At 48.2% G+C, this 12,818-nt stretch carries 10 protein-coding genes; 2 read left to right on the top strand and 8 right to left on the bottom strand.

Annotated features, from left to right (window positions below; all coding sequences use genetic code 11):
- Window positions 1–21: 21 nt before the first annotated feature.
- The 4 genes from QJR74_RS13075 to pepA all read right to left on the bottom strand — a co-directional run bounded on the left by QJR74_RS13075 (window position 22) and on the right by pepA (window position 5,840).
- Window positions 22–873, bottom strand: coding sequence for a MurR/RpiR family transcriptional regulator (locus QJR74_RS13075; RefSeq protein ID WP_304372245.1), 852 nt, complete (start codon window positions 871–873; stop codon window positions 22–24).
- Window positions 874–950: 77 nt separating this feature from the next.
- Window positions 951–3,806 (bottom strand): valine--tRNA ligase, encoded by a 2,856-nt coding sequence (locus tag QJR74_RS13070; protein ID WP_304372244.1) that lies wholly within the window; start codon window positions 3,804–3,806, stop codon window positions 951–953.
- A 5-nt stretch (window positions 3,807–3,811) separates the two neighbouring features.
- The gene (locus QJR74_RS13065) at window positions 3,812–4,261 is read right to left on the bottom strand and encodes a DNA polymerase III subunit chi (RefSeq protein ID WP_304372243.1); all 450 of its coding nucleotides are present in this window, start codon (window positions 4,259–4,261) and stop codon (window positions 3,812–3,814) included.
- 67 nt (window positions 4,262–4,328) lie between these two features.
- Entirely contained in the window at window positions 4,329–5,840 is a 1,512-nt protein-coding gene (pepA, locus tag QJR74_RS13060) for a leucyl aminopeptidase (protein ID WP_304372242.1), read from the bottom strand.
- 263 nt (window positions 5,841–6,103) lie between these two features.
- Here pepA and lptF point away from each other — a divergent pair, with 263 nt between their 5' ends.
- A complete protein-coding gene (lptF, locus tag QJR74_RS13055) occupies window positions 6,104–7,204 on the top strand; it encodes an LPS export ABC transporter permease LptF (protein ID WP_304372241.1) in 1,101 nt (366 codons plus the stop codon).
- Window positions 7,204–8,280 carry an LPS export ABC transporter permease LptG gene (gene lptG, locus QJR74_RS13050; protein WP_304372240.1) on the top strand — a complete coding sequence of 359 codons (1,077 nt, stop codon included), beginning with the start codon at window positions 7,204–7,206 and terminating at the stop codon, window positions 8,278–8,280. The genes lptF and lptG overlap by 1 nt, the downstream gene beginning before the upstream one ends.
- A 46-nt stretch (window positions 8,281–8,326) precedes the next feature.
- Here the strand turns inward: lptG and QJR74_RS13045 are convergent, their stop codons facing one another.
- The 4 genes from QJR74_RS13045 to QJR74_RS13030 form a co-directional block, all read right to left on the bottom strand.
- Complete coding sequence (locus QJR74_RS13045; RefSeq protein ID WP_304372239.1) at window positions 8,327–9,601, bottom strand: DUF445 domain-containing protein; 1,275 nt, start codon at window positions 9,599–9,601, stop codon at window positions 8,327–8,329.
- Window positions 9,602–9,657: 56 nt separating this feature from the next.
- Complete coding sequence (locus tag QJR74_RS13040; protein WP_304374049.1) at window positions 9,658–11,157, bottom strand: helicase HerA-like C-terminal domain-containing protein; 1,500 nt, start codon at window positions 11,155–11,157, stop codon at window positions 9,658–9,660.
- Between the two features lie 86 nt (window positions 11,158–11,243).
- Window positions 11,244–11,921 carry a MarC family NAAT transporter gene (locus QJR74_RS13035; protein ID WP_304372238.1) on the bottom strand — a complete coding sequence of 226 codons (678 nt, stop codon included), beginning with the start codon at window positions 11,919–11,921 and terminating at the stop codon, window positions 11,244–11,246.
- A gap of 130 nt (window positions 11,922–12,051) precedes the next feature.
- Complete coding sequence (locus tag QJR74_RS13030; RefSeq protein ID WP_304372237.1) at window positions 12,052–12,600, bottom strand: DUF2501 domain-containing protein; 549 nt, start codon at window positions 12,598–12,600, stop codon at window positions 12,052–12,054.
- Window positions 12,601–12,818: the final 218 nt, after the last annotated feature.

Here is a 12,818-nt window from a genome sequence, read left to right as displayed (position 1 = left end):
GTCCTATAGGATGAATTAGCGCTAACGGTTAGCGATATAGCTCCCCGAATCAAACAGATATTTTTCAGACTTCTCAATACTCTGCACAGCGGGTTCACCATGTTTGGCGACTAAGCTTGCGAGCAGCGCCTCGGCAATCGCCATACCAGAGACCACAGAAGGAAAGAATGAAGCACTGTCGATCGAAAAGAGTAGGGTACAGTCGGCCACTTGCGCCAAAGGTGAGGAGGGGGAGTCTGTGATGGCGACAATTTTAGCCCCTACCTGCTGGGCCGTCTCTAAGATTTGTAGCGTTTCTCGTGAGTAAGGTGAGAAACTTACCAGTAACACACTATCTTGGTCGGTTAATTCACGAGTGAAGATTTGCTGGCTGTTTGCGAGATTGTCGATCAAGGTTACCCGCTGCTGAAAGAGCCGATAAACGTAATATATTGACCAAGCGATCGAGAAACTTGCACGAAAGCCGCAGACATAAACTTGTTGGGCGTCGTCCAATAACGTTACCGCCCGCTGCAAAGAGTCTTGATTCAACGATTGCGTATCTTCTAGCGAATGGCTTAAGGTCGAGAATACGGCATCATAGGCTGACTCTTGTTGCAAGTTCTGCTGTAAGCGTACTGCTCGGCTTGCATAACTGCTACGCGTTAATTTTAACGAATAGATAAATTCGGCCTTTAACGCTTCCCAACCCTCATAGCCCAATTTTTTAGCTAATCGCGAAAGGGTTGCGGGCTTAAGATCAGCATTGTGGGCAATGGTCCGCATTGAGATCAACGCGACATCATTGATATTCTCCAGCACGAAAGCTGCAGCTCGCTGGAGTTCAGGGGTGAGGGCAGGGTAGTGATCGATGATGAGTTTGCGAAGGTCCATACATTAGCCTCTGTAACATCGCTGGCGAGCAAAGAAAAGCCGGGACGGTGCCCGGCTATCTATTTATCAATTATTGATTAAAGCGCGGCGATCACGCCCTGTTGCTCGATAATTTTTGCTTTGGAGTGTTCCAAGTCGGTAAGACGTTCACGCTCTTTCGCTACAACAGCCTCAGGCGCTCGGGCGACAAACCCTTCGTTGCCAAGCTTAGTCGCGATTTTTTCGATCTCGACATCAACTTTACCTAACTCTTTCGCCAGACGCTCTAATTCAACCTCTTTGTTGATTAAGCCCGCCATTGGAATAAGGAGCTCAGCGCCTTCTACCAGTTTCGTGACCGAGACAGGTGCTTTCTCTTCCGCAGTAAGCAGGGTGATGGTTTCCAGCTTCGCTAGACGCTTCAGGAAGGTTAAGTTCGCCGAAACGCGACGTTCCACTTCAGAGGTTGCACCACGTAGCAATAACTCCAGCGGCTTACTTGGCGAGATATTCATTTCAGCACGGATATTACGTACCGCAATAATAGCTTGTTTGATCCACTCAATGTCGCTCTGCGCCTGGGCATCTTCTTTCTCAGCAGACCATTCTGGGAAGGCTTGCAGCATCAGCGTATCGTCTGTAATCCCTTTCAGCACTTTGACACGTTGCCAGATGGTTTCCGTGATAAATGGAATGATCGGGTGAGCCAAGCGTAATAAGGCCTCCAGTACGGTGACTAAGGTGTTGCGAGTACCGCGCAGTTCCGCTTCACTGCCATTGTTCATAACAGGTTTGGTTAATTCCAAATACCAGTCGCAGAATTGGTTCCAAGTGAAATCGTACAGCAAGTTAGCGGCGATATCGAAACGGTAAGTATCTAAGGCTTCGCGGTAAGCTTTCACCGTACGGTTAAACTCACTGCGGATCCAGCGATCGGCAAGAGAGAGCATCTGCTCGCCGCCTTGGAAACCACAATCTTGCCCTTCTGTGTTCATCAGTACAAAGCGGCTAGCATTCCATAACTTATTACAGAAGTTACGGTAGCCTTCGAGTCGTTTCATATCCCAGTTGATGTCGCGACCGGTTGAAGCGAGCGCCGCTAAGGTAAAGCGCAGAGCATCCGTTCCTGACGGTTCAATACCATTCGGGAATTGCTTTTCAGTACGTTTACGGATTTTCTCAGCCAGTTGTGGCTGCATCATATTGCCGGTACGCTTTTCAAGTAGAGCTTCTAAGGAAATCCCGTCCACCATATCTAAAGGATCGATAACATTCCCTTTAGACTTCGACATTTTCTGTCCTTCTTCATCACGGATAAGGCCAGTCATGTAGACCGTTTTGAAGGGAACTTGTGGCTTACCTTGCTCATCTTTCATGAAATGCATCGTCAGCATGATCATGCGAGCAATCCAGAAGAAGATAATATCAAAACCACTGACGATGACGTTGGTCGGGTGGAAGGTACGCAGGGCGTCTGTATTTTCTGGCCAGCCTAATGTTGAGAAGGTCCACAGCCCAGAAGAGAACCAGGTATCGAGAACGTCTTCGTCTTGGTTTAGGACAACAGTGTCGGCAAGGTTATGCTCGCGGCGAACTTCTTCTTCAGTGCGTCCGACGTAGACTTGGCCATTTTCGTCGTACCATGCAGGGATACGGTGTCCCCACCATAGTTGACGAGAAATACACCAGTCTTGAATATCGCGCATCCATGAGTAGTACATATTTTCGTACTGTTTAGGGACGAACTGGATATCGCCATTTTCAACCGCTTCTACCGCAACTTTAGCCAGCGGTGCTGTACGGACATACCATTGGTCAGTCAGCATCGGTTCAATGACGACGCCACCACGGTCACCGTAAGGAACGGTTAAGTCGTGTGGCTTAATTTCTTCTAATAACCCTAACTCTTCTACCGCCGCAACGATGGCTTTACGCGCAGCGAAACGCTCTAGTCCCGCAAAGGCGGCAGGCATTTCACTTGAGTAGGCATCAGACTCTTCACCGTTAGTATCGAACACTTGTGCCTGTTGGCGAATATCGCCATCAAAGGTCAAAATATTGATCATTGGCAGTTTATGGCGGCGTCCCACTTCATAGTCATTGAAGTCATGCGCCGGCGTGATTTTTACGCAACCGGTGCCTTTGGTCATGTCTGCGTGCTCATCCCCAAGAATAGGGATGCGACGGTTGATCAGAGGCAGGATCAGTTCTTTGCCAATGAGGTCAGCATAACGAGGATCTTCAGGGTTAACCGCAACACCAGTATCCCCTAGCAGGGTTTCAGGGCGGGTCGTAGCGACGATGATGTAATCTTTACCGTCAGCCGTCTTAACGCCATCAGCAAGCGGATAGCGGATGTGCCACATCGATCCTTTCGATTCACGGTTTTCGACTTCCAGATCGGAAATCGCGGTACGCAGTTTAGGATCCCAGTTAACAAGGCGCTTACCGCGATAGATCAGATTCTCGTTGTATAAGCGAACAAAGACTTCTTTTACTGCATTGGAAAGCCCATCATCCATGGTGAAGCGTTCACGTTCCCAATCGACAGAGTTACCGAGACGGCGCATCTGATTGGTAATGTTGCCTCCTGATTCCGCTTTCCATTGCCAAATTTTATCAATGAACGCATCACGGCCATAATCTTGGCGAGTTTTACCCTCTTCTGCAGCGATCTTACGCTCAACAACCATCTGGGTTGCGATACCGGCATGGTCGGTACCTGCTTGCCACAGAGTATTTTTACCTTGCATGCGCTGATAACGCACCAGGGTATCCATGATGGTTTGTTGGAAAGCATGTCCCATATGTAAGCTGCCGGTCACATTCGGCGGAGGGATCATGATGCAATAGCTATCTTTACTCAGATCGCCATGTGGTTTGAAGTAGCCTTGCTTTTCCCAGTGCTCATAAAGCGGCTGTTCGATCTCTTGCGGGTTATATGTTTTTTCCATAGGAATTATGCCGATGCTGCCGTTACAGTATTCAATTGAAATCCAGCACTGCGATACGCTTTATAACGATCACGGGCCAGTTGTTTTAAGTTGTTATCTTCAGGGACAAAGTCTACCACTTCATAGAATCCCGTAGCAAAGTCTGCGAAGTGGGGAAGTAAACTAATCAGTAAGTCACGTGCGCTGCTTCCTCGCTTTTGTGGCCAAGCGAGTTCAACCGGTGCCCCCTGACGAGGTCCTTCACCCGCAAGATTATGCGGAACAAAAGCTTCAGCAGGGCGTTGCCACAGTGCTTCGTCTAGCCTTAATGCTTGCGCTTCATCATGACAAGCAATAAGGATCCGTTTACCTTCACGCCAAAAGTGCGCAGCCAGATCGCAGGCCGTCATCTCAGCCGCGCTAAGCGGCTGATCAGCTGCATCTGCAGGAAGCAGGTAAAACGTCGCATTTTTCATGTCAGTCTGTGAACCCTAAAAATAAGGAAAGGAACCCAGTAAAGGGTTCCTTAAGGTGTGGGGCGAATTACTCTTCTGGGGTTAAACCTGCGCGATTCAGTAAGAACTGAGAAAGAAGAGGAACCGGTCGACCGGTTGCGCCTTTTGCTTTGCCTGAACGCCAAGCGGTACCCGCGATATCTAGGTGCGCCCAATTATATTTACGTGTGAAACGAGACAGATAACAACCCGCTGTAATCGCGCCGCCAGCACGCCCACCAATGTTAGCAATATCGGCGAAATTAGAATCAAGTTGCTCTTGGTACTCATCAGCCAGCGGTAAGCGCCACGCGCGGTCACCCGCTTGTTCCGATGCGCTAACTAGTTCATGCGCTAGCGGGTTGTGGTTAGAGAGTAAACCACTGATATGATGGCCGAGTGCCACCACACAAGCCCCGGTTAGTGTCGCGACATCAATGACCAGTTCTGGATCAAAACGCTCAACATAGGTCAGCGCATCACACAGTACCAAACGGCCTTCGGCATCGGTATTTAATACTTCGACAGTTTGGCCTGACATGGTGGTCAAGATATCACCCGGGCGGAGTGAACGTCCGTCAGGCATGTTTTCACAGCCTGCAAGGATCCCGACAACATTCAGCGGAAGCTTGAGTTCAGCGACCATACGCATTACGCCATAAACGGTTGCCGCCCCGCACATATCATATTTCATTTCATCCATGGCTTCGCCAGGCTTAATAGAAATTCCGCCGGAGTCAAAGGTTAGCCCTTTACCGACTAAAACAATGGGACGACTTTCCGGATCGGGATGGCCTTTATACTCAATCACCGACATCAAAGATTCAAAATGCGATCCTGCCCCAACAGCGAGGTAGGCGTTCATTCCTAACTCTTTCATTTGCTGTTCGCCAATCACCCGAGTAGTGATGTGGGTGCTGTTGGCATCCGCTAATTGACGGGCTTGCGAGGCAAGATAGGCCGGGTTACAGATATTGGGTGGCATATTGCCGAGATCTTTCGCGGCTTGTACACCGGCGGCAATGGCTAATCCATGCTGGATGGCGCGCTCACCACTGGTTAATTCACGGCGAGTGGGGACATTAAAGACCAGTTTACGCAGTGGACGGCGAGGTTCGACACGATTACTTTTCAACTGGTCAAAGGAGTAGAGCGACTCTTTTGCGGTCTCAACCGCTTGGCGCACTTTCCAATAATTATTTCGACCCTTAACATGCAGCTCAGTTAAAAAGCACACAGCCTCCATTGAGCCGGTTTCATTTAACGTGCTGATTGTTTTTTGGATAATTTGTTTATATTGACGCTCGTCGAGTTCACGTTCTTTACCGCAACCAATCAATAAGATTCGCTCGGAAAGTACATTAGGTACGTGATGAAGCAGTAGCGTTTGACCGACTTTACCTTCAAGCTCACCACGACGCAGTAGAGCGCTAATGTATCCGTCGCTGATTTTATCTAGTTGTTCCGCGATCGGGGATAACCGACGAGGTTCGAATACCCCAACGACGATGCAGGCACTTCGTTGTTTCTCTGGGCTACCGCTTTTTACACTGAACTCCATGTATTCTCCTGAATCTTAAAGACAACGACCTTGACACTTAATTAACATACATAACGGCTTAAGTGTATAATGACCGTCAATACTCAACTTTATGCTATTGTCGTTTATATTGAAGGGCGAGTATGCAGAAGCCCTCGCCACTAACGCATAAGGTGTATGATACACTGTAACAGCAAAAATGTGTTGATGAAGAAAACCAGCAAATAAGCGTTGAAATTATCGACTTTCCTGCAAAAAGACAAGTTTTCACAGGCGTATTTAGCGTGATAATAATCAGATATTTGGTTCGTGAGACGCTTAAGAGTCAACTAGCGATTCTCTTTATCCTGTTACTAATCTTCTTTTGTCAGAAGTTAGTACGTATTTTAGGGGCTGCCGTCGACGGCGATACCCCTGCAAACCTGATTCTAACGCTTTTAGGGTTAGGTGTACCAGAAATGGCACAGCTCATTCTTCCCTTGAGCCTCTTTCTCGCCATTTTAATGACGTTAGGCAAACTATATACTGACAGCGAAATCGCGGTAATGCATGCCTGCGGATTAGGAAAGAGCGTATTGGTTAAAGCTGCATTAGTATTGATGCTTATTACCTCTGCGGTTGCCGCCATAAATGTGATTTGGGCGGGGCCATGGTCCGCACGCTATCAAGATCAAATTATGCAGAATGCACAAGCCAATCCAGGCAGCGCTGCGCTCGCCGCAGGCCAATTCCGTACCTCTAGTGATGGTAGTTTTGTGCTGTTTATCGATAATGCACGAGGTAACCAGTTTAGTGACGTCTTCCTAGCGCAACTTCATCCACGTAACAACACTCGTCCTTCAGTCGTGGTCGCGGACCGTGGTCATATGTCGCAGCAAAAAGATGGGAGTCAAGTGATCACCCTAGATAACGGGACTCGCTTCGAAGGGACCGCCATGTTGCGTGACTTTAGAATTACTGATTTTACTCAGTACCGAGCTTATGTCGGCTACAAAGAGTCTGTTCTTGATCCCAATGATGCAGATGAAGCCACGTTCACTACACTATGGCACAGTAATACTCCACAGTTTAGAGCTGAGTTACATTGGCGTTTAACGTTAATCTTCTCAGTATTAGCCATGGCGCTGATGGTTGTACCGTTAAGCGAGGTAAATCCTCGTCAAGGTCGGGTTCTGTCGATGCTTCCAGCCATTTTCCTCTACCTTATTTTCTTCTTGATTCAGAGTTCGTTCAGAACGAATGCAAGTAAAGGAAGGCTAGATCCTGCAGTGTGCATGTGGAGCGTGAATATTCTCTATTTGGGCCTAGCGATAGTCTTAAACGCATGGGATACCTTACCTATCCGTCGGCTACGCGCGAAAATTAGCCGCAAAGGAGTCGCGTAATGTTTGGCGTATTAGACCGTTATATTGGTAAAACCATCTTTAATACCATCATGACGACACTGTTTTTATTAGTGTCGTTATCTGGGATTATCAAATTCGTTGAACAGCTAAGAAAAACGGGGAAAGGGGCCTACAGCGTCTGGGATGCGGGGTACTTTACGATTCTTAGTGTCCCTACTGACTTAGAACTCTTTTTTCCGATGGCGGCATTACTAGGTGCGTTATTAGGACTCGGTAATTTAGCCCAACGCAGTGAACTTGTCGTGATGCAAGCCGCAGGCTTTACGCGATTACAAGTCGCGGCATCAGTGATGAAAACCGCTATTCCGTTAGTCCTGCTTTCAATGGCGGTCGGTGAGTTTCTCGCCCCGGCAGGTGACCAACTGGCGCATAACTACCGTTCAGAGCAAATCGATGGTAGCTCACTGCTAGCGGCGCAAGGTGGTCTATGGGCGAAGGATGGTAATGACTTTATCTTTATTCAAAAATTACAAGACGAGCGCCATTTAAACGGCGTAACAGTCTACCATTTTAACGATCAACGTCGACTTGAGAGCGTACGCTATGCGGCCAGTGCTCAGTGGGATAAGCATCGTAAAGAGTGGAATTTATCGCAAATTGATGAATCGAATCTCTCCAACCCAGAACAAATTACGGGCAGTCAGCAAGTTGGCAGCGTTTGGAAAACTGCGCTCACCCCAGATAAGTTACAGGTTGTCGCGCTCGATCCGGACTCGCTCTCCATTCGTGGATTACACGACTACATTCAATATCTCGACCAGACCGGACAGAAGTCAGATATCTATCGTCTGAATATGTGGAGTAAGATTGTCCAACCTCTATCGGTTGCTGTGATGATGCTGATGGCGCTGTCCTTTATCTTCGGGCCGTTACGCAGTGTTTCGATGGGCCAGCGAGTGGTTACCGGCATAAGCTTTGGTTTTGTCTTCTATGTATTGGATAAAATCTTTGGCCAGTTAAGCTTAGTGAAAGGTTTACCGCCGGTGCTAGGCGCTATTGTGCCGAGTGCAGTATTTCTCGCCTTAAGTCTAGTGTTACTGATTAAACGAAAATAATAAAAAGCCCCGTGATAACGGGGCTTTTTACATTAAGGGTTAATAATCAAAGTTGCTGAAATAACCAAGGTAATTGCGAGATAACAAAAAGCACCAATCCAATCAATCCACCCACTACCGTCCCATTAATACGAATAAACTGTAGATCCTTACCAATGTTCATTTCGATCTGTTCCACTAATAATTTATCGTCCCAGCTCTTAATGGTGTCACTAATATGGCGAGTTAAGAAACGGGCACTTTCGGGGCCGACGGTTCGTACCGTCTGTTCGATATGTTGATTAAAGGCCTCACGAAGCTGCGGATCGCGGCTGAGCGTTTCCCCCATCCAGCCTGCAGCACGCTGTAGCTGTATGCCGATACGTGAATCTTCTTGGTGTAGATCGTTAGTCAGCCAGCCGCGAAGATCTTGCCAAATTTGGCCAATATAACGGGCGAAGTGCTCATCTTCTTTCAGCCATGTCTTCATCCGTGCCATGCGTTCGGTCATCTTCGGATCATGCTGTAGGCTATGAATGAACAGCTTTACCGCCCGGTTAAAGGTTCTGCGTAGCTGGTGGTCTGGATCACGGGCTACCTCAATTAAAATCTGGTCAGTGAGCTTTGCTACCTTGACTGCCCCTTTTTCACCCAGCCATTCACTGGAGACAACTCGTGAAATGGTCGGATATTCTCGTTGAAACCAAGCTGCTATCTGGCTGGCAACGAATTGGCGGGTCTTTGGTTTTTCGAGCAGCTTAACCACCTGTTTAATGACAGTATCGAGGACGGCTTGGTGACGATTCTCGCGGGTTAGGCTCTCTAGTAAGATTATTGCGCTATGGCGAAAATCAACCTGGTCAATAGCGCGGTTTACTGCGTGACGAATAAATCCGTTAATGGCCTCGTCATTACTGGCAGTCAGCAATCCGCGCAGTACCGTTTTCAATCCCTGAGCGAAGCGTTGCTGGTTTGCAGGCAACGTTAGCCAATCAGCCATCTTTTGTGATAAGTCCTGTTGTTTCACTAAGCGTGAGAGCGCTTCAGCATTGAGGAAACGCTCCTCAACAAATACGCCTAAATTGTCGGCAATACGCTGTTTATTACGTGGCACAATCGCAGTGTGTCGACTAATTAAGGGAATAGGGATACGGCGAAAAAGCGCACTGACCGCAAACCAGTCGGCTAAGCCACCCACCATGGCTGCCTCAGCAACAGACTTGAGCGCCTGCGAACCTAAGGTGGGGGGCAGGAATAAGCTGAGGATAAAGAGTCCGGTTGCACAAAGCAGAAGGGATAGGGCGATTCGCTTGGTACGACGGAGTGCATGAGATTTTTGCATAGTACCTGCTTAGTCGATGTAAGGTGGTAACCGGCCGATTACCACCTGAAATTAAATTACTTCCGGCCCCCGAACAAACTCCCTAAAACGCCACGAAGGATCTGGTTGGCGACTTGTCGGCCAGCGCTTTTAGCCATTCCTTGGACAACACCATCATGACGTCCTCCACGCGGTCCGGTATAACCGAACAAGACTTTTTTGACTTCATCCATAATACCGCCGTCTTCTTTGGCTTCAGTACGAGATGCTGATGAGCCAGACTGCTGGGACTCACTCTTCTCGACCCCTTTTTGTAGCATTTCAAAGGCAGACTCTCGGTCGACCGCTTCATCATATTTACCGTACAGCGGTGAATGATTAATCAGGTTATTACGCTCATCACTGGTCAGTGGTCCCATACGCGAACCTGGCGCGATCACCATGGCACGCTGTACCACGCTTGGGCTTCCTTTCTCATCAAGGAAAGAGATAAGCGCTTCCCCAGTGGCCAGAGACTGAATTGCTTCTTCGGTATTGAACTCAGGATTAGCGCGCATAGTGTCAGCTGCAGCTTTGACTGCTTTCTGATCGCGTGGGGTGAAGGCACGCAAGACATGCTGTACCCGATTACCAAGTTGTCCCAGGATATTATCGGGAATATCGGAAGGGCTTTGGCTGACAAAGTAGACGCCGACGCCTTTCGATCGGATTAAACGCATCACTTGCTCTATCTTCTCAAGCAGCACATCTGGAGCGCCGTTAAAGAGTAGGTGGGCCTCATCAAAAAAGAACACTAGTTTCGGTTTCTCGACATCTCCCACTTCTGGCAGTTGCTCATAAAGCTCAGAGAGCATCCACAGTAAGCTGGTGGCGTAAAGTTTTGGCATTTGATAAAGCTTTTCTGACGCAAGAATATTAATGATGCCTTTGCCCTGATCGTCAGTACGCATCCAATCTTTGATGTCTAGCATAGGTTCGCCGAAAAAGTATTCTGCGCCTTGTTGCTCGAGACTTAATAACCCGCGCTGGATAGCCCCTACTGAGGCACTATTGATATTGCCGTATTCGGTCGTGAACGATTTTGCGTTATCTCCAACGTACTGTGTCAGTGCACGGAGATCTTTAAAATCGAGCAGTAAAAGTCCTTGTTCATCGGCAATACGAAAAATAATGTTGAGAACACCGGTTTGGATCTCGTTAAGGTTTAATAAACGAGCGAGGAGTAGTGGTCCTAAGTCGGTCACCGTCGCGCGAACGGGATGTCCCTTCTCACCAAAGATATCCCAAAAGACAGCCGGATTAGTGACTGGCTGCCAGTCCGTCACGCCAATTGCTTCTAACCGTTTGGTGAGTTTTTCTGATGCTTCACCGGCTGTGGCGACACCACTTAAATCACCCTTCACATCAGCCATAAAGACGGGAACACCAATTGATGAAAAGGACTCAGCTAATTTTTGCAGGGTAACGGTTTTACCCGTCCCCGTCGCGCCAGTAATGAGTCCATGACGGTTAGCAAGGGCGGGCAGTAAATCGAGTGATAATACCTTGGTGCATGCAATACGTAGCGGTTTTGTCATAATCAGGGTCTCATCCATGGAAAAATCCTAAGAATGCAATGATCCCCTGCGAGGTGTCAATCGGTCGGATCTGTAATCCAGACTTATCAATGTAAATGAGTGGCAACGTCGACGATGCCGTTGATCACAAATTGAATCCCCATACAGACTAATAAAAATCCCATTAAGCGGGAGAGTGCTTCAATCCCACCTTTACCGATAAGTCGCATTATCGAACCGGAACAGCGCAGCGCTAGCCAGAGCATGATAGCCACCAGTACGAAACAGATAACGGGCGCCACCATCAGGATCCAAGCAGGGTAATCGATCCCCGATTTTACCGACGCCGCAGTACTGATAATAACCGCAATGGTTCCGGGGCCGGCAGTTCCTGGCATGGCGATCGGCACAAAGGCGATGTTAACGGTCTGCGGGCTATGCGGGGTGGCATCCAACTCGTCTTGTTTATGCTGGACCTCAGGGGCTTCATGCACCTGCTGTACGGGAAACAACATACGAAAACCGATAAAAGCCACAATCATCCCGCCCGCAATGCGTAATCCAGGAATCGAGATCCCGAAGGTATTCAACACCGCACTTCCGGCAAACCAAGTGATCAGCATAATCAGGAAAACGTAAATGGCAGACTGTAAGGCCTGACGATTACGTTGTTGGAAATTCATGTCATCGGCGAGGCTGAGGAACATCGCTACCGCAGTTAATGGGTTAGCGAGGGGCAATAGGATCAGAAGACCCCAGCCAATCGCGTTAAGCAGTGTCATCATAGTCAATCCTTAACAAGAGAACAGATTGAATAAGCCTAGAGCGCAAGGAAGGAAGTTACAATAAGAGGGGAATAGGATTAGGCACAAAACGGCGGTTTAGCGTGGCGAGCGAGCGCTCGCCACCGAGTGCCTACATTCCGAGGTATTTTTTACCTTGGTCTAGCACAACGTTACAGGCTTTAGTTTTTAGTTTTTTACCCATCTGAGTATCACTCAATGATTTCAGATCGATTTTTTGGTTATTCCCTGTCGTCAGAAGACCTTGCAGCCCTTGCAGGTAACCATTTTCTTGTTGGGTACTTGTAGATTGCGTCGACTGGGTGGATTGACTGGCAGTGTCTGTTAACCCTAATTTACTTTTTAACTGATCCGCCACTGAGCTAACGTTGTTATCAACAATATTGTTTTTCGCACAATATTGCAGAATCCCAGTCACGTTGGACATGCTGTTAGCACTGACCGCGCTATTCCCACCGCCTAGCAACTGAGTGATTGAGCCAAGCGACAGGCCACCGTTTGCTGCAGTCCCGGATGTGCTCGTTTGGCTGTTCCCTGAATTATTCATTAAATCAGATGCGGTGCTACTCAGCTTGTCCTGCCAGCTTGCCGCGTGGGCGAAAGAGGTGAAAGCTGCGGCTGCAAAGCCCAGTGCGAGAAGAGTTTTCGATGGAGAACGCATAAATGTTGCCTCATTGCAGTAGATAGGAAGTCCAATACTTGTTAGGGATCTTGCAGCAAATTAAGTTCAGAATTTCTAACCTAAGCCTAGTCCTATCGGAATTATCTGTCTAACTAGCCGCCCATCAACGTAGGAGAGAGGAAGATTCGTCGTTTTTTTCAGCAATCGAACATGAGTCGGTGTTAATCCACTTGCGCGTACCGGTCAGGCAGGTATAA

The organism is Tatumella ptyseos, assembly GCF_030552895.1.
Lineage (GTDB): Bacteria > Pseudomonadota > Gammaproteobacteria > Enterobacterales > Enterobacteriaceae > Rosenbergiella > Rosenbergiella ptyseos_A.
This window is presented reverse-complemented; position numbering and strand designations above follow the sequence as displayed.

Excerpts from the sequence above, each read along its gene's own strand:
- QJR74_RS13075 (WP_304372245.1), bottom strand. The coding sequence starts at position 873 with ATGGACCTTCGCAAACTCATCATCGATCACTACCCTGCCCTCACCCCT.
- QJR74_RS13070 (WP_304372244.1), bottom strand. The coding sequence starts at position 3,806 with ATGGAAAAAACATATAACCCGCAAGAGATCGAACAGCCGCTTTATGAG.
- QJR74_RS13065 (WP_304372243.1), bottom strand. The coding sequence starts at position 4,261 with ATGAAAAATGCGACGTTTTACCTGCTTCCTGCAGATGCAGCTGATCAG.
- pepA (WP_304372242.1), bottom strand. The coding sequence starts at position 5,840 with ATGGAGTTCAGTGTAAAAAGCGGTAGCCCAGAGAAACAACGAAGTGCC.
- lptG (WP_304372240.1), top strand. The coding sequence starts at position 7,204 with ATGTTTGGCGTATTAGACCGTTATATTGGTAAAACCATCTTTAATACC.
- QJR74_RS13045 (WP_304372239.1), bottom strand. The coding sequence starts at position 9,601 with ATGCAAAAATCTCATGCACTCCGTCGTACCAAGCGAATCGCCCTATCC.
- QJR74_RS13040 (WP_304374049.1), bottom strand. The coding sequence starts at position 11,157 with ATGACAAAACCGCTACGTATTGCATGCACCAAGGTATTATCACTCGAT.
- QJR74_RS13035 (WP_304372238.1), bottom strand. The coding sequence starts at position 11,921 with ATGATGACACTGCTTAACGCGATTGGCTGGGGTCTTCTGATCCTATTG.
- QJR74_RS13030 (WP_304372237.1), bottom strand. The coding sequence starts at position 12,600 with ATGCGTTCTCCATCGAAAACTCTTCTCGCACTGGGCTTTGCAGCCGCA.